This is a genomic window from Tenacibaculum sp. E3R01, assembly GCF_003318185.1.
GTDB classification, from domain to species: domain Bacteria; phylum Bacteroidota; class Bacteroidia; order Flavobacteriales; family Flavobacteriaceae; genus Polaribacter; species Polaribacter halocynthiae.
Window position 1 is genome coordinate 375,875 of record NZ_QOCC01000019.1, and the last position, 19,676, is coordinate 395,550.

7 protein-coding genes are annotated in these 19,676 nt (G+C 31.7%); 1 reads left to right on the forward strand and 6 read right to left on the reverse strand.

Features of this window, described 5'->3' with window-relative positions:
* Positions 1-167 precede the first annotated feature (167 nt).
* Both DS884_RS06920 and DS884_RS06925 read right to left on the reverse strand, forming a co-directional pair.
* On the reverse strand, positions 168-3,344 hold the full coding sequence (locus DS884_RS06920; protein WP_113786241.1) for a M4 family metallopeptidase: 3,177 nt from the start codon (positions 3,342-3,344) through the stop codon (positions 168-170).
* 136 nt (positions 3,345-3,480) lie between these two features.
* Complete coding sequence (locus tag DS884_RS06925) at positions 3,481-4,359, reverse strand: helix-turn-helix domain-containing protein (protein WP_158530824.1); 879 nt, start codon at positions 4,357-4,359, stop codon at positions 3,481-3,483.
* Between the two features lie 364 nt (positions 4,360-4,723).
* Between DS884_RS06925 and DS884_RS06930 the strand changes: the two genes are divergently transcribed.
* A complete protein-coding gene (locus DS884_RS06930) occupies positions 4,724-5,776 on the forward strand; it encodes an isoaspartyl peptidase/L-asparaginase family protein (protein WP_113786243.1) in 1,053 nt (350 codons plus the stop codon).
* Between the two features lie 78 nt (positions 5,777-5,854).
* Here DS884_RS06930 and DS884_RS06935 read toward each other — a convergent pair whose 3' ends face one another.
* The 4 genes from DS884_RS06935 to DS884_RS06955 form a co-directional block, all read right to left on the reverse strand.
* Positions 5,855-7,717 (reverse strand): ABC-F family ATP-binding cassette domain-containing protein, encoded by a 1,863-nt coding sequence (locus DS884_RS06935; protein ID WP_113786244.1) that lies wholly within the window; start codon positions 7,715-7,717, stop codon positions 5,855-5,857.
* Positions 7,718-8,008: 291 nt separating this feature from the next.
* Complete coding sequence (locus DS884_RS18640; RefSeq protein ID WP_233487123.1) at positions 8,009-12,385, reverse strand: GEVED domain-containing protein; 4,377 nt, start codon at positions 12,383-12,385, stop codon at positions 8,009-8,011.
* A gap of 75 nt (positions 12,386-12,460) precedes the next feature.
* Positions 12,461-15,913, reverse strand: a complete 3,453-nt coding sequence (locus DS884_RS06950) for a GEVED domain-containing protein (protein WP_113786245.1) — start codon at positions 15,911-15,913, stop codon at positions 12,461-12,463.
* Between the two features lie 232 nt (positions 15,914-16,145).
* Complete coding sequence (locus DS884_RS06955) at positions 16,146-19,628, reverse strand: M4 family metallopeptidase (protein WP_233487124.1); 3,483 nt, start codon at positions 19,626-19,628, stop codon at positions 16,146-16,148.
* Between the last annotated feature and the right edge of the window lie 48 nt (positions 19,629-19,676).

Here is a 19,676-nt window from a genome sequence, read left to right on the forward strand (position 1 = left end):
TTTATATAGATGGCACACTTTAAAACCCAGAAGTAGGATTATTGAATTGTAAAAACTCAATTTATTTATAAATCTAATTTCCCCTTAAAAAATAGATGCTTTTTATAAAACACTCAAATACTTAGTATTTACAAGTAACCTACTTCTTTTTTGTAAAAACAAATCAATTATTCTACTATTAATTTCTTAGTCATTCCATTAACATTAATAAAGTATACTCCAGTTTTAAGATTTGGAATAGCTATTTCATGCTGTGAATTAAATGAATTTACTTTTAATTTAGTTAATATCCTTTTAACAAGAATATTTCCAGAAAAGTCAGAAATATTTACATGAATCTTTGTTCCTTTTAAATTATTAAAAGATACTATTACCACTCCTTCTTTTGCAGGATTTGTTATTATGTTAAAACTTTGCTTTACAGTTAAGTTGTTACAAGGACCTAAATTTGTCCAATAACCATAAATTGGAGCCCACCAAACTGTAATTTGAGCTTCAAACACATTTCCGTTGTATACAACCTTATCACCTTTTTGGTAAAAAACACCACTTCTATATTCTGGTATTCCATTACATCCTCCAGTAGTGCCTTCAGTTACAAAACTTACGGTATTTGAATATGGCGACTTATCTCCATTACTACAAGTATAACGAACTCTTAATTGATATGAAGTACTTGCACTTAAATTAGTAAATGAATACGATGAACTAGATACGTTAACTAAATTATAACTGCTATCAGAAGATTTTTTATATTCTAATTCGAAAGAAGTTATCCCTAAAACTGGTGACCATGAAACATCTGCACTATTTGTTGTAATACTAGAAATATCAATATCATTAATTGCTTCACAAACATTTGTATCATCTTGTAATGTAGTAAACCTAATTTCGCTTGAATAAGGTGAATCGTTTTCTAAAGCTGAAAAACTAGAAGAACATGGTCCTAAGTCTTTCCATAAGTATGAATGTGTATTACCAGTAGGGGGAATATTGTATAAATTATCAGCTAAACTTTCATATTTTTTCCCATTATAAGTAACCTTATCACCAGTCATATAAATAGACGGATATGCTTGATATGCTGAAACACCATCACAGCCAGTATCACCTCCACCGTCATTACAACTATATTTAATTCTAGCTAAGTAAGTTGTATTTGGTAATAGCCCATTAATTGAAATAGATGATCCATTTGCTGAGGTAATTGTATAACTATTACTAGTTTCTTTTCTATATTCAACGGTGTAAGAATTAATAGAAGGAACACTGTTCCAAGAAAGAACTACAGAGTTTTTAGAAACATTAGAAATATTTAATCCAGTAACTGGATCACACTTGGGAGGATCTATAATATTTTTTGTTCTAAATGAAATAACAGATGAATATGTAGCTAATTTCCCATCACATGTATAAGTTACTCTAACTTGATATAATGTATTTGAACTAAGACCCGTCAAGTTTTGAGAAGCTCCATTTACAGTAGTTTGGGTATAATTAGTATCAGTAGATTTCTTATATTCAAGTTGATAATTAGAAACCCCTGATTTAGCTGTCCAATTTATAGTTGCACTTGCAACTGATACATTTGAAGCTATTACATTTTCAATCACTGAACAGTCAGAGGTACTACACCCAGAACCTGAATATTTTGAGCCAATACCTACAGCATACATTGCATCAGTAGTAGCTACTAATTCACAAGAATTTGCTCCATATAAATCGGTTGCTGCATTTATAACTGCATTTCTTGCTGATGAATAATTAGAACTTGAAGTTAAATACCTTGTAAGTGCCCTGTAAGCAACTTGAGCTGCTTTTTCGATACCTATTCCTTTTACATTATATGAACTTCCTTTATCATTTGAACCTTGCTTACCTTGTGATAAAATATAAAACCAGTGATTTAACACTCCACTATTAATATGAACACCTCCATTATCACCAGAGCCTGTATACCAATTTGTACCATTGTAAGTGTCTGGTTGCCTATGTTGTTTAGGATTCGATAAAGAACGTTGAAAAGAAATATTTTCTCCTAAGGTCCAAACATTAGAGTCTAGCCTATTGAACGCATAATATTCAGCATAACATCCAAAAATATCACTAAACCCTTCATTCATAGCTCCAGATTCATTTCTATACACTAAACCCGCTGAGGTTTGAGTAACTCCATGTGCTATTTCATGACCAACTACATCAAGAGGAGTGAAAGGAGCTCCACTTGAAGCATTCCCAAAATATGTCCAAGATCCTACCCAAAATGCATTATTATCTGCTCCTTGACCTGAGCCATTAACGAATATATTAACTTTTCCACCTGAACCATTATAGCTTGACCTACCAAAAACACTTTTAAACATGTCCCATGTTTGTTCTGCTCCCCAATAAGCAGCCATATAATAACCTTCATTACCAGAATTTCCAAAACCATTAGCAGTAGTACTAGAAATAACAGAACCTCCAGATGGTGGTGTACTTCCAAAACCTATACTTCTACCGTTTAAATTAGTAATAGAGATATTTCTGTTTCCTGTTTGAGAAGCAGTATACCTTCCTGTTGAACCAGAAACTGTAATACTTTTAGTTCCATAAAATCTAGTTTGGGTAGAACCTGTAGCAAACATTTCTTCTTCTTTTGTATGCGATTCTTCTTTACAAGAATGTTTCTCCATTCCAGGAAAAGCGGAATGTTTTAATACCTCAGTAAAAACAGTTTCTCCATTTGATGCGTTTATATATACTTTTTTTCTTTCAAAAGGCTCTTCAGAATATAAATCAAATTTATACACCAGCTCTAATTCACTTGAATTTAAGTTATTTCCTTTAGATATATAAACTAAATTATCATCTTTTACTTTAGATTTTATTTGATTATGGCCCCAAGTAAGGGCTTTTCCTGTCAATTCTTTCAAAGCAAACCTTAACGCTTGATCAGATGATATACTTGATTTTTTTTGAATTCCAGTAGTTTTTAATATTGTTTTAAATATTTCACCATTTACTGAATACACTTTTCCTTTTCGAGCATGTAAAACATAGTAGGCGTTTTCAACTGGTATATCATTTAAATACTGTTGATATTTTATATGGGTTATACCAAGTTCATCCGTTTCATTAGACACTTCAGTAAAAGTAAAGTTTGAAGAAATTTTAAAATTTTTTCTTAAAAAAACGATTGCTGAATTAATAGCTGGTTGACTGTTTTCTTGTATTTGTACGTACCTAGGAGCCAAACCTTTTTCTCCGTTTTGAAGAATAATAATATTGTTTTGGGAATACGTTATTCCAGTTATCATTGATAAAAACACAACGATTAAAAGTTTATTTAATTTTGTTTTCATTGTTTAGAAAGGTTTATGATTAAAGGTGCTAATTACCACAAAAACAAAATATTAAACAAAGCAACAATGTCTCTAAACATGTTTAGAGACATCTCAAAAAATTGATACAATTAATAACTTATAAATAAATACTATTTTATTTATTTTTAATAAAATCATGTGGTGAAACCCCCACAATTATTTTAAAGTTTTTATAAAACGAAGCTCGTGAATTATACCCTACTTCATGAGCTAAAGCTTCAATACTATATTTTTCATATTTTTTATCTAAAACTAATCTCTTAAACTCTTCAATTCTGTATTCATGTACAAACCTGTTAAAATTCTTGTTCTTAATTTCATTAATAGATTTTGATATTAATCGATCTGGGATTTTAATATAGTTTGACAGAAAAGTTAAATTTAGTGAAGGATTTAAATACAATTTTTCACTTGTCATATAATGATCAATTGTTTTACAAACATCGATAAGTTCTTTTTGAATTTCATTAAAAGAAACTTTATTTAAGTTAATAACGTTTGATATGTTAATTTGAACTAAACTAGCAATGGTTATATAGTATAACGAAATCAAAAATAGTACTTCAATTAATATGTGATAACTTTTATTATTCAAAAATAAAAATCGTCCAAAAAAACCTAAAAAATTTAAAACTATACATATAACACAAAAAGCTGTAAGCCATAATAGTGTTTTATACTTTACATCCTCATAGTACTCTAAAAGTTTCTTTTTATGTATTAAATTAATTTTAATTATTCTGATACAGAAATAACCTATAAATATTGACGATGAAAACATATAAACATCCATAAACCCATAAATAAAAAGTTTTTCTATAAGGCTAGGAACAAACCAAACAAGAATAAACAATACAGAGAACACTACTATTTCTATAATTGCTAGTAGATAATATTTAAACTTGTTTTTTATTATAACACCAGATGTTTCTGATGCATAAAAAAATAAGAAAACAATGGTTAAAAAATTAAAATTTACTGGTAAAAAAATCAAGTGAATATTATGATACGTTCTTAACAAAATTATTTTTACTGTTTCAATAAAAAGGGTAAGAAAAAAGAAACCTAAATACCTGTTTAATTTAAATTTTTGAGATTTGTATAAAAAAAATATTAACGTTATTAGTAATGTTTGTACGCTACTTATAAAGTAACAGGAATTTAACATGATATTTGTTTAGTTAGTTCATTTTGTTTGGAATTTAACTAAGATAAATAATTAATTATTAATATTTTAAAAACAAATAAACATCAAACAAATAATTGAATTTTGTTAAAAACTAAAATATTAAAAGTAACATAAAATTGAAAAGTCATATTTTTGATATCAAATTAATTATCAAACACTAACACAAAAAATGAAACAAATAACTACTATTTTACTATTGCTGTTGTTTTTAAGCAGTTGTAAAAACGATAAAAAACAAAAAACAAAAAACACTAAAAATATCAAACAAAATGAGTTTGCTATTATTATTCACGGAGGTGCTGGTACTATTTTAAAAAAGAATATGACTCCAGAAAAAGAAAAAGCATACCAACAAAAATTAGAAGAAGCTATAAAAGCAGGATATTCGATTTTAAAAAAAGGTGGTTCGAGTACTAAAGCAGTTGAAGCATCAATACATATTATGGAAAACTCTCCTTTGTTTAATGCTGGTAAAGGTGCAGTTTTTACAAATGCTGAAACCAATGAAATGGATGCTTCTATAATGGAAGGTAAAACTCTAAATGCTGGTGCTGTTGCTGGTGTTAAAACAGTTAAAAACCCTATTTCTGCAGCCATCCAAGTTATGAATAATTCTAACCACGTATTATTATCAGGAATTGGTGCTGATAATTTTGCTAAGGAAAAAGGATTAGAGATTATGGATCCAAGTTATTTTTATACTGAAAAACGATTCAAATCTTTACAACGAATAAAAAATAAAAAGAAGACACAATTAGACCATGATGAAAAATCTGCATTTTATGATACTGATATTAAAGATAGTAAATTTGGTACTGTAGGTTGTGTTGCCTTAGATAAAAAAGGAAATATTACTGCTGGTACTTCTACTGGTGGAATGACTAATAAACGTTGGAATAGAATAGGAGATTCTCCTATAATTGGAGCAGGTACATATGCAAATAATGCTACATGTGGGATTTCTTCTACAGGATGGGGTGAATATTTTATTAGAGGTGTTGTAGCTCATGATATTGCAGCACAAATGGAATATAAAAACGTTTCTTTAAAAGAAGCTACCAATGATGTTATTCAAAACAAACTTACGAATCTTGGTGGAACTGGTGGTATCATTGCTCTTGATAAAAATGGTAACATGTCGTTTGAGTTTAATACAGCTGGTATGTATAGAGCATCAATGAATGATAAAGGAGAATTAATCGTAAAGATTTATAAAGAATAAAAGCTATTGTTTTTAAAATTAAAACCCACATTTTTTATGTAAAATGTGGGTTTTAATTTTACTCTATGATATACTTATTTATTCACCTTCAAGTTTCATCGAAAGTTCAAGCCATCGTTCTTCTTTTTTTTCTAAACTATCAATTGTTTCTTGAAGTTCTTTTGATTTATCATTAATCTCTTCAGGAGAATATTCAACATTCATAAATTTCCCTTCAATCAATTGTTTCTTTTTTTGAAGTTTTTCAATATCTTTTTCTAATAAGCCCCATTCGCGCTTTTCATCAAAACTTAATACTGCCTTTTTAGCTGTTTTAACAGGCTTTATAACTTCTTTCTTTATCTCCCTTGATTCTTTTACCTTTGAGTCTTCATAAGCCCTAAAATCAGAGTAATTCCCTGGAAAGTTATCAATTTGTCCTTCACCTCTAAACACAAATAAATTATCAACTATTTTATCCATAAAATAACGGTCGTGAGATACCACCATTAAGTTACCAGGATAATCTAATAAGAAGTTTTCTAATACATTTAAGGTTACAACATCTAAATCGTTTGTAGGCTCATCTAAAATTAGAAAATTAGGGTTCTGTATTAAAACAGCACATAAATACAATCGTTTTTGCTCACCTCCACTTAATTTTTCTACAAAATCATGCTGCTTTTTCCTATCAAAAAGGAAACGTTCTAACAATTGTCCTGCTGATATTTTTCGTCCTTTTGATAATGGAATATATTCACCAAACTCTTTAACTACTTCAATTACTTTTTGTCCTGGTTTTATTTCAATACCATTCTGAGTGTAATATCCAAACTTTACAGTTTCACCTATAACAACTTTTCCACCATCTAAAGGTATACCACCAGTTAGCATATTCAAAAAAGAAGATTTTCCTGTACCATTTTTACCAATGATACCTATACGTTCTCCACGCTTAAAAACATATTCAAACCCGTCTAAAATTACTTTATCATCAAATGATTTTCGCATTTTATGAAGCTCAATAATTTTACTTCCTAAACGCTCCATATTAATTTCTAACTGAACTTCATGTTCGTTACGTCGTTTATGGGCTTTTTCTTTAATTTTATAAAAATCATCTGTACGAGATTTAGATTTTGTTGTTCGTGCCTTAGGCTGACGACGCATCCAGTCTAATTCTTTTTTAAATAAACTTTTTGCTTTCCCTAAATTGGTTGCTTCAAGTGCTAATCGTTCTTCTTTATTTTGTAGGTAATATGAATAATTTCCTTTGTATTTAAATAACTTTCCTTCGTCTAGTTCAATAATTTCATTACACACACGCTCTAAGAAATAACGATCATGTGTAACCATAAATAATGTTATTTTTTCTTTAGCAAAAAAAGCTTCTAACCATTCAATCATTTCTAAATCTAAATGATTGGTAGGCTCATCCAATATTAACAAATCTGGTTTTTTTATCAATACGATTGCCAATGCTAAACGTTTCTTTTGACCCCCAGAAAGTTTACCTACTTTTAACTGTAAATTTTCTAATTTTAATTTAGATAAAATTTGCTTGTATTGAGTTTCAAAATCCCATGCATTATGTTGTTCCATTAACTCAAAAGCTTCTTGATATGCTTCTACATTATCTGGATTATCTAATGCTTTTTCGTATTGTTGAATAATCGATAAAACTTTGTTATCTGTAGAAAAAATTGTTTCTTCAATAGTTAAATCGGCATTTAAATTATCTGCCTGTGATAAATAAGCAATATCAATGCCTTTTCTACTAACTACTTGTCCAGAATCAGCTTCGTCTACTCCTGCTACTATATTTAAAATAGAGGTTTTACCACTACCGTTTTTAGCAACAAAAGCTATTTTTTGATCTTTATTTATTCCAAAAGAAATGTCATGAAATAACACTTTTTCTCCATAAGCTTTTGCTATATTCTCAACCGATAGGTAATTCATCTTCTAAATTTTATACAAAGAAACAAAAACCCAAACAAAATGCTCGAGTTTTAAAAACTATTAATTTAAGATGTCTAACTTTTTATTTTACTTTGAGTTTATAAACTACAGTTTCTTCCACTCTTTTAAATCAAATTATATCAATTTCTGTTTTTAACCATTACTATTATAAATGCTAGATGAAATAAGTTAGTAACTCTTTAAGAAAATTAAGTTAACAAAAATGAATAAAAAAACCCTGAGCTTTTGCCCAGGGTCATCATTAGTTAAAGAAAGAAGGGTTTTAAAAAATTATCTTTTAACTAATTTAGTAGTCAATGATTTTTGACCATCATTTGCTTCTAATAAGTAAATTCCACTTTTTAAACTAGAGATATTTACTGTGTTATTCATAGTTTCACCTTTTAACACAACTTGACCAATTGTATTAGTGATTCTGTAATTTACATTTTCATTGTTACCAAATTTTACAATAATGCTGTTAGTTGCAGGATTAGGATATGCAATTAAACTTGGTAAACCATCTCTATCTAATGATTCAGCAGATAAATCATTTGAAGAAGTAGTTCCAGCTAAAGAAGAAGACGAACTAACGATATTAACCGTATAATCTTCTACTTCACCATCAGCAAATGTTTCACATGCTGTAGACGCTGCGTTATACTTCATAGAAACGCGCATTCTTGTTTGACCTAAAGTTGCTCCTGCAGGTATTGATATATTTGCAGATCTATTTGAAGCTGAACTAGAAGAACCTAAAGAGGTTTGCTCACTACTTTCAAAAGTTCCATTTCTATTATAATCAATCCATACTGTAAAGTACTCAGTATAAGAAGAACTATTAAATCCTGCACTTACTACTATTTGATTGGTAGTTCCTTGAGTAACTGTAGCTACCTTAGAAGTAAAATCACCATACCCACCATTTGCAGCAGTTGTATTTGTCATTCCTCCGAAAGAAACATAATCAATCCATTCATAAGTAACTCTATTTCCTTTTGAAGCACAATAATTTACTACATTACTCAATGTTGTAACATTTACTACATTACTTGCAGAAGAAACGTTTCCAGCAGCATCTTTTGCCTTTACTGAGAATGTATATGCAGTATTTGCAGTTAACCCTGTTACATTATAAGAAGTAGTTGTTACAGTTGCTAACTTAGTAGTACCTCTAAAAACATCATATCCAGTTACTCCTACCGCATCAGTTGAAGCTGTCCAACCTAATGTTAATGAAGTTTGTGTAACACTTGAAGAAGTTAAACTACTAGGAGCTGTAGGTGCCTGTGTATCTGGCCCATCATTAACTGCTGTTACAGATAAATCATCAACAGCGATATCACTAGACCAACCACTACCAGTTGTTCCTACAATTCTTAACTTAACATTAGCACCTAAATAAGCACTTAAATTAACATTAATAGAATTCCATTGGTTCCCTTTACTTCCTGAATCAGACCATAAGTCAGTCCAAGTTGTTCCATTCGAAGATCCTTGAACTTTTAAAGATCCTATATTATTCCCATACATATGGTTTTTGAAACTAAAAGAAGCTGAAGATTTATCAGATAAATCAAAACAAGCACTTTCTAAAATAGCTGTTGCATTTGCTCCAATTTTTCCTGGACTATTATTCGTTGAAGCTTCTAAAAACATATAAAAAGAACCTTGAGTTGCTGAACTTGGTCCAGTTCCGTTAGATGGTGTACTACCACTTTTTCTTACCCAGTTTCCATCATCACCAGTTACTTGTACCCATCCATCATTAGATTCGAATCCTTCACTATAAGGAAATGATGTAATTGTTGATGAACAAGACATTGTAATAGCTGTAGTAGTAGCACTTGCTGTATTACTTGCCGTTGAGATATTTCCAGCTGCATCTTTTGCTTTTACTGTAAAAGTATATGCTGTACTTGCTGTTAATCCTGTTACATTATAAGAAGTTGTTGTAGACGAACCTATTTTAGTAGCCCCTCTAAACACATCGTATCCAGTTACTCCTACATTATCAGTTGAAGCTGTCCAATTTAAAGTTAAACTAGTAGCTGCAATTGAACTAGTTGCTAAACTAGCTGGTGCTGTTGGTGCTTGTGTATCTGCTACTGCATTACTCGTAAATGTTCCTGTAAATACTCCTCTACCATAGGTAGAAGCAATTACTTTATTAGTTGCATGATTTCCACTTACATTCCAATAATCAAACGATGTTACACTAACATCACTCATTCCATTGTATGCTTGTGTCCAGTTTGGATTAGCATCATTAAAGTTTGACGTTGACCAAACTCCTAATTGTGTAGCTAAAATAACTTCAGTTCTATCTAATGGATTTTGTAATAAATCTCTTACAGGGATATTTGGTAAATTTCCTTCTTTATTAACCCAATTAGTACCTCCATTCGAGGTAGCCCAAACACTAGTTACACCATAATTATGAATTGTAACAAAAATATCATTTGCAGTAGCTCCAAATCGAACAGATGAAACAGACCCTACAAAAGGTGTATTAATTTGACTCCATGTCGCTGTTGTATTTGTAACATTTGTTAATTGTAAAAGGTTTCCATTAGTTAATCCAACATACCATGTATTATTTGCAAACGGTGAAGCTCTAAAAGCTGAAGGAGCAGCTGTTAATAAATTATTTCTAAGCTCTCCATTCGTGTTAGCAGCTACATTAATACTTCTTATAGAACGATGTGTTAATGCTCTTGTAGTACAATCAAAAGGACTCCCATCTGTTAAAAGTCTATTAGCGCTGCTATCATAATCCATAGGGTTAACAAACTGTCCAGAACATTGATTGTTATATATAGTAGTTGCTCCTCCTTGTATTCTACTTACCCCATTCCATGGCAAGTTAAAACGATAAATTACATTATTTACGTAAGTTGCAATCATGTACTGACCATCTTTGTCAATAAACGTATTAAATCCATCACCTCCAGAAACTTCTGTAGAACTATTAACACCTGCAACTGCATTTCTAAATCCTTGTGTTCCGTTATCTTGAGCTCCAGCACTAAAAATTCCATTTACGTCTCCAACCCCATCTGGTCCAATACTTGCTTTTACAAATTGTGTTACGTTATAACCTTTGTTACGTACATTTATATTAGTTCCTGAATTTCCAGAATAATAAACTCCTCCATCATTTCCAAATAATATTTTTGAGGAATCATTATTTCCAAAAGCTATCGAATGTTGATCAGCATGTACATTTTGATGACCAAAACCTCCATACCAATGAGATAATTGAGACCATGATGTTCCTCCATTAGTGGTTTTAAATAAGTCAATACCACCAACATAAACGATATTATCATTTGTAGGGTCAGCTTCAATTACTAAATCGTAAAATGCTTGTCCTCTTGTAAAATCTGTTGAAGATATGTTTGTATCTGAGTCATTTGGTAATGACGTTGAAGTTACTGAAGTAAAACCGTTTGTTGTTTTATAAATATGAACTGGTGCAGCAGAAGTTGTTCCTTGAGTTAATGCATAAATTTTATTAGCATTGGTAGCAGAAGTTTCTAACTCTACTCTATTTGAGTTTGTTAAAGGTGAAGCTGCAGCTTCAGTCCAAGTAGAACCATTTGTTGAACTATATACTCTACCTCCACTATTTGCATCTAAAGCAGATTTAATCGTTCCCATCCAAATCGTATTATTAGCACTTACCTCTAAATCATTTGGTACATAATAATAATCATTACCGCTAAATGTATATCTCATGTTAGCAGATTCTATTCGATTCCAAGTAGTTCCATTATTTGTAGAACGATAGATACCAGCTGATTGTAATCCTAGCCAATTCTTAGGACTAGATGAATCTCCATATACATGAGCTCCTACGGCTACGAATAATTCAGTAGACGCCCCATTATCCCATGCAAGGATATCATTTACATAATGTATTCCTGAAAGGAAAATATTACTTGCATTATGATTAATAATCGCTGTACCTGAAGCAGGTATATTAATAGCATTCCACGTAGTACCTCCATTAGTAGTAACATAAACTCCATTACCTACAACATCACCAGCAGTATATTGTTCTCCAGTACCCACATACCACGTATTAGAGTTTCTAGGATCAACAGTAATAGAAGTTACCGATAAGTTACCTGGTACATTCTGTACTCTTGTCCATTGAGTATTAGCGTTACTAATGTTGGTGTTTTTCCATAAACCACCACTTACACCACCAGCGTATACTGTATTATTTGTTGCATCATTTGGATCAAACAAAATTACTCTTGTACGTCCTCCAACATTATTAGGGCCTCTTTCTACCCAAGAATTTCCAGCATCTCCAGGGCCTCTTTGTTGTGTATTATTTCCTTTAGCTGATCTACTTTTTAATAAATCTTCTCTTAACTTAGCTAATGTTCCATCTTCCATTTGTCCGGTAGCTGGGTTCATAGTAAGTAATTGCATTTGATCATAATACCTATTAGGAGGTAATCCTTTTAATTTTCTTTCTTTTTTCCCCCATTTTAAAGATTCATTTAAAGGGCTTTCGTCTAAAAAGGTTTTATGAACCTCTCGTTGCTCAGCTATTGTAGCTGAAACGTCTTGCTTCTTTAAATAATCAGATCCAATAATTGAAATTGCTGCAACTGATAAGCCGCCAATCAAAAACTTAAATTTATTGTTCATTTGATTAATGTGATTAGTAAAAAATAGCTAGGGATGACTCCCTAACTATTTTTTGTTTATAAATAAATGTGTAGATTATTTTTTTACAATCTTAGTCTTTAATGATTTTTGACCATCATTAACCTCTAACATGTATATTCCTGAATTTAGGCTTGAAACATCTAAGTTTCTAGATTTCATTTGCCCAGATTTAACAACACTTCCTATAGTATTTACAATTCTATAAGTCATATTTTCTGCTTTTGATGCAAACTTAACTTGAACAAAGTTTGTAGCTGGATTAGGATATGCCATTAAGTCTAATACATCTTGATTAGAGAAAGGCTCTCCTGTTACAGTAACATCTGAGAATGTAGTTAAACTAGCACTAGAAGCAGTAATGTTTACCGTATAATCTTCTACTTCTCCATCTCCAATATTAGCTTCACAAGATGTTGGTGCTGAATTATATTTCATAGAAACACGCATTCTTGTTTGTCCTAATTTTGCATTTCCTGGTATTGTAATATTTGCTGTTCTGTTTCCTGAGCTTGTTGAATTACCTGAAGTTACTTGTTCTCCACTATCAGTAAAGTCTCCATCTCCATTGTAATCTATCCAAATAACAAAATACTCATTGTATGCAGTACTTCTAAATCCAGCACTTACTACTAATTGATTAGTACTTCCTTGAGCTACAGTTGCAACTTTAGATGTGAAATCTCCATATCCTCCGTTTGCTCCAGTTGTATTAGTCATTCCTCCAAATGATACATAATCAATCCACTCGTAAGTAACTCGTGTACCTTTTGAATCACAATACGACACTACAGTACCTAAAGTAGTAACACTTGCAGTATTACTTGATGATGATACATTTCCTGCTGCATCTTTTGCTTTTACTGTAAATGAATATGCAGTATTTGCTGTTAATCCTGTTACATTATAGCTTGTTGCAGTGGTAGTTGATCCTATTTTTGTTGATCCTCTAAAAACGTCATATCCTGTTACCCCTACATTATCTGTTGAAGCTGTCCAGTTTAATGTTAATGTTGTTTGAGCTATACTTGCTGCTGCTAAACTACTTGGTGCACTTGGTGCTTGAGTATCTGATACTGCTCCCTGAACATTTACTGTATAATCTTCTACTTCTCCATCAAAGTTTGTTTGACATGAAGTTGGGTTTGCATTATACCTTGCTGAAACTCTCATTCTTGTTGCTCCTACTTTTGCATTTGCTGGAACTGCTACTGCTTTAGTTGGTAACGCTCCATTTGATACATTACTTATGTTTCCTAAGTCATATGTTTCTCCACTATCTGTAAAATCACCATCTTGATTCCAGTCAATCCATGCTATTGCATCTGCTCTGTAGTTACCATCTGTATTTACAGATACTGTAAGGTTTACTGATGAAGATTGAGATACTGTAGTACTTAAATTAGTAAAGTTTTCATATCCAACATTTTTAGCTGGTCCATCTGCTTTATCGATAGATCCAAATACTACTCTTGTAACTCCTGTTGCATATGATGTGTTTCCACTAGATGCACAATAGTTTATTTGTACTGCTGTAGTTGTAAAGTTTACTGAAGCACTATAATTAGAGTTTCCTGATGAACACTTGCTACGAACCTGAACTTGGTATTGTGTAGAAGCTGATAATCCACTTAATGTAGCTGATGTAGTTGATGATGCATTAGTTATCCATGAGCTAGTTCCAGCTTGACGGTATCTAACATCATACGTTGCTCCTGAAACTGCTGTCCAGTTTACTGTTGCTCCTGTTGCAGAAACTCCACTTGTTGAAACTCCTGTTGGTACTGTTGCATTACAAACTACTGGAGTACCTGTAATTCCTGTTACTATTAAAGAATAATTTTGACTACCTCCTGTTAAAGAACCTTTATGAGTTACTGTTATAGTATATGTTCCTGAAGCTCCAGAAACATCAACTCTTTCAAAAGGATCAACATTATTATCTCTTTTTGCATTTGTAGTTGCACCTGTTAATTCATAAGGTAAATTAGTTGTTCCACCTTTAGTAACTCTTAAGTCTAAATCATTTACTAAAACTGGTGTAGTAGAGTTTACAGTTGTATTAGCTGTACCTGGTCTATCTGTCCATGAAATTGATGCTAATAACGGGTTTGTTCCATCAGAATCAACAGTAATAGTGTAGGTTTGACCAGAAGTTAATGTTAACTCTTCTATTTTTGATTGATTTCCTTTTTGAGTAATTACTTGAGCTGCTTTTTTAGCATTTAATAATCCCCAACCAAAAACCGCATCAGGACCAGAAACTCCTGCATCATCAGCAGTATGTAAAGCTAAACCTTTAAGAGTTGCAGCTCTCATATAAGAATTATGTGTATTGTTATTATGCTGTTGTAAAAGTAATAATGACCCTGTTACATTTGGAGAGGCCATAGATGTACCTGTAATACTTTTATAATCATTAACAATATTTCCATCAGAAAGATTTTGTCCAGTAGCAGCATCCCAACTAGGAAAATGAAAACTAGAATATACATTTGTACCGTTACCAGTTATATCTGGTTTTATTCTAAAATCATCTGTTGGCCCTTCACTACTTGAACTATTAATAGATACAGAAACTAAATTTCCACTAGCATCAACATTAGCATCTTGTGCATTTGCAACAACTAAGTTGTTTTTAGAAGTAGAATGTCCAGTTAATTTATCAAAACCGGAACCTCCTGTAGGATTATTATTAGCAGTGTTATCATCACCATCGTTACCAGCTGCTACAACCATTAAATAATTTGGAGCATTAAACATTATCTCATCCCAAGCACGAGATTCTGTTATATAACCTCCAAAATAATGTTGAGGTAATTGCACTTGACCAAATTGATTTCTTGTTGCATAACCATATGAGTGATTAGAGATTAACATACCATTAGAAGCTGCGGTTGTAGCTTCAGCCTTATCACTATTCCAATCATGCCCAACAACTTTAGAGTGTGAAGCCATACCTTTAGCATTAGCAACAAAACCAGAAGCCATAATTGTACCTGTTACATGTTCAGCATGAAAGTTTCGTGTATTTGTTCCATCTCCAATAGAAAAACGATTATTTCCTCCGGCACCGTCATATTCTTGATGTGCAGGATTAGCTACACCTCCATCCCATACATAAGCAGTCATGTTCTGACCCATTAAATTTAAACCTAATGAACCTCCAGAATTTAAGTGATTTGTTCTCGTTGATTTTGCAGCGGCTACATTAAAGGTAGTATAATAAATAGGTTTTCCATCTACAACTCTCTGAATTTCAAGCATACGTCCATCTTTAGTTGTAAACTTAGTTTTCCAGCCATTTCTTTTTGCTAATCGTAAAGCTTGTTGTTTTTCATTTGAAGCATTTTCTTGAAATTTTTGCTTCATAACATTCAGTTTGGTTAAATCGTATTTACTACGAATTTTTTCAGCCTCACCTTTGTTTTGAGCTTGTAGTTGTGCTTGGAAACTTAATCCAATTAACGCACCTGTAACTACAAGACTTTTAAAGTACTTGTGTTTCATTTTTAGAAGGGTTTTAATTTAGTGTTTGGTTTTAATTTATTACTATTTATTTAAGGTAAATAATCTTAAATTCTTAGTTTTTTCATTAAAACAATGCCAAATATATAATTTTTTTTTTAACAAAAAAATAACAATTAAAAAAACACCTTAAATAACTTACTGAAAAACAACAAAAAACCCTGAGTTTTACTCAGGGTTTTATTCATATTAAATTAATATTATTTTAAATTTTTTACTTTTTTACCAATTTAGTTTTTAATTGTTTTTGACCATCATTTACTTCTAACATATAAATTCCAGAATTTAAACTTGAAACATCTAAATTTGTTGATGTTATTCTTCCAGATTTTACTACACTTCCTATAGTATTTACAATTCTATAAGTAATATTTTCTGCTTTTGAAGCAAACTTAACTTGAACAGTATTAATAGCTGGATTTGGGTATGTCATTAAATCTAAAACTCTTTCATTTGTAAGAGCATCTGCTTTAATTGTTGATGTTAAAGTATTAATAATTGAAGCACTAGCTGTAGTAATATTTACAGTATAATCTTCAACTTCCCCATCAGCAAAAGTTTCACATGCTGAAGAAGCTCCGTTGTATTTCATTGATACACGCATTCTTGTTGTTCCTAAGCTAGCTCCTGATGGTACATTTACGTTGTATGATAAATTCCCTGAACTTGTTGAATTTCCTGATGCTACTTTTTCACTTGATTCAAAAGTTCCATTCTGGTTATAATCAATCCATATTGTAAAAAACTCATTATAAGCTGTGCTTCTAAAACCTGCACTTACCACTAGTTGATTTGTACTTCCCTGAGCTACCGTTGCCGTTTTAGATGTGAAATCTCCATATCCACCATTTTTTCCAGTACTGTTAGTCATTCCTCCAAATGATACATAATCTATCCATTCATAAGTAACTCTATTCCCTTTAGAAGTACAGTAGCTTACTACTGTTCCTAAAGTAGTTACATTTATAACATTACTTGAACTTGATTCATTTGATGCTGCATCTTTTGCTTTTACTGAAAAAGTATATGCTGTATTTGCTGTTAATCCTGTTACATTATAGCTTGTTGCTGTTGTTGTTGATCCTATTTTTGTTGATCCTCTATATACATCATAGCCTGTTACTCCTACATTATCAGTTGATGCTGTCCATCCTAAACTTAAACTTGTTTGTGAAACACTTGATGCAGCTAAACTACTTGGTGCACTTGGTGCTTGAGTATCTGCTTGTGCTGATCCTATCACTACTGTATAATCTTCTGTCTCTCCATAGTTGTATGATCCACATGCACTTGGAACTGCATTATAACGCAATATAACTCTCATTCGTGTTGCTCCTTCACTTGCTCCTGATGGTACTGTAAAAGAACCACTTACTGATGTATCTTTTGAAGCTGCTTTTGTCCAAACTGTTTCGCCTGAATCTGAAAAATCTCCATCTTTATTATAATCAATAAAAACTCCATAACCTTCATTGTAAACCGTTCCTGTCCATTTTGGCGTAATCGTAATACTATGAGAAGTTCCTTTTGCTAAATTGGTAGAGATAGAAGTGTGATCTGTATATCCATTTCCTCCTGTTGAAGTATTACTTATACTTCCTAATTCTACTTTTTGAATATATTCATCTGATACACTATTTCCTTTTGATGAACAATAATTAACTGGAACTGTTCCAGTAGTTGTTACACTAACATTAGATGCTGCTCCATCTCCTCCTGATGAACATTTTGCTTTCACTACACATGCATAAGCTGTTCCTGCAGTTAAGCCAGTAATTACCTTAGATGTTCCATTAACTGTACTATCTGTTCCATTAACTGTTACTGTATAAGAGCTTGCTCCTGTAACTGCTGTCCATGTTAAAGTAAATCCATTATCATTAATACTAGAACCTGCAAAATTAGTAGGTGCTGCTAATGCACAAGATTCAACAAATGCATCTCCTACACCAACAGCATGCCAAGCATTAGTTACTGATTTTACCTCATCACTATTAGCTCCGTATAAATCTGTAGCTGCCGATATGGCACCATTTCTAGCATCCTCAAATTTAGAATTAGCAGATAAATAATTTACTTCTAAACGATAAGAAATTTTAGCTGCTTTAGTCATTCCAATACCAGTAACATTAAATGAATTATTAATGTCATTTGTTCCAGATCCACCTACAGTTAATAAATAAAACCAATAATTTAATACTCCTGAGTTTGTGTGTACACCACAATAATCATTTGATTGTGTTGGTGTTCCACAATTTGGTTCTTTCCAATAAGTTCCTCCATAAGTATCAGGTTGATTTCTTTCATTAGGGTTACTCATAGAACGTAAAGCTACTGCGCCAGTTCTTCTATCTATTTCATCACCTATTAACCAAACTGAAGCGCTTGGTGCACTATCATTACCATTTCCTTTTGCAAAATGCTCAACTGCAGCTCCCCAAATATCAGAAAACCCTTCATTTAATCCTCCAGATTCTCTTTGATAAGCTAAGTTTGCAGTATTTGAACAAACAGCGTGACCTATTTCATGAGCTGCAACATCAATAGATGTTAAAGCATCAAAATTACCATTTCCTTCACTTCCATTTGATGATCCATCACCATAAGTCATTACCGAACCATTCCAAAAAGCATTATCATAACCTAATCCTCCTGCTATATTATCGTAATGTACATAACTATTTATTGCTGCTCCAGATCCGTTAAAACTATTTCTATTGTGTTTAGATTGAAAATAGTCATATGTTTTCTCAGCTCCCCAGTGCGCATCTAAAGCTGCATTATCTTTTGCTACATTATCAAATTCTGCCGCTGTCCAATTATTATCAGCATCTGTAAAATTTGTTGATGGATAACTCGGTTGACCTCCACTATTATAAGTGTTAACTCCATTTCCTCTAGTATTATCTCTTAACGCATAACTACTACCAATTACCCTGGTAGTTATAGACTGTGTTCCACTATACCTAGTTGCTGCATTACCAGTAGCTAAAGTTTCAATAATTTTATCTTTTATACTATTATTTACAGTTCCTAAATTCTTTGAAGAATGTGCATGTTCATCTAAATGCTTAATTATTGCATTAAAAAACAAAACTTCCCCAGTATGAGCATCTATGTATAGATGACCTCTACTTAAAGGCTGTGTTGCATAGATATCAAATTTATATGCCAATCTTGCTTTATCTTTTCCTATAACTTCTCCTGGAAGTATTAACAATTCTCCCACTGGTTTTTTATAATTATCCATTTCTTTTGCTGCTTTAGGAGAATCCCAAAGGTATTTTTCAGCACCTGTATGAGTTATAGCTCTATTAAAAGCTATTTCTTTAGATAATTTTGGAACTATATTCACACTACTTACATCATAAAGTTCTCCATTCATACTCTGTAAGTTCCCATTCTTTGCATGCGCCATGTAGGTAGCAAACTCAACCTTAATCCCTTTAAATTTTTGTTGATATTTATTATGCGTAAAACCTAATTCATCTTGCCTAGATTGTACTTTTATTAAATTATCTTCAGAAGATAATCTAAGCTTTTCTTTAATTAAAACTGGAGCTTTAGTTAAAGCGATTTTTGAAGAGTTTTTAAATTTAATTTGTCTCGGTTTAGTGTTATCTTGAGCGTTCATAGTGAACACACCAGGCAACAAAAAAGCCAAAAACATTGCGTTTTTAACGTAACTTTTTTTCATTTTTAGATGGGTTTAATTTAAAATTGTAAAAAAACCCTGAGAGAACCT

Bases quoted from the DNA above. Each gene is read 5' to 3' on its own strand.
- DS884_RS06920 (WP_113786241.1), bottom strand. From the start codon at position 3,344: ATGAAAACAAAATTAAATAAACTTTTAATCGTTGTGTTTTTATCAATG.
- DS884_RS06930 (WP_113786243.1), top strand. From the start codon at position 4,724: ATGAAACAAATAACTACTATTTTACTATTGCTGTTGTTTTTAAGCAGT.
- DS884_RS06935 (WP_113786244.1), bottom strand. From the start codon at position 7,717: ATGAATTACCTATCGGTTGAGAATATAGCAAAAGCTTATGGAGAAAAA.
- DS884_RS18640 (WP_233487123.1), bottom strand. From the start codon at position 12,385: ATGAACAATAAATTTAAGTTTTTGATTGGCGGCTTATCAGTTGCAGCA.
- DS884_RS06950 (WP_113786245.1), bottom strand. From the start codon at position 15,913: ATGAAACACAAGTACTTTAAAAGTCTTGTAGTTACAGGTGCGTTAATT.
- DS884_RS06955 (WP_233487124.1), bottom strand. From the start codon at position 19,628: ATGAAAAAAAGTTACGTTAAAAACGCAATGTTTTTGGCTTTTTTGTTG.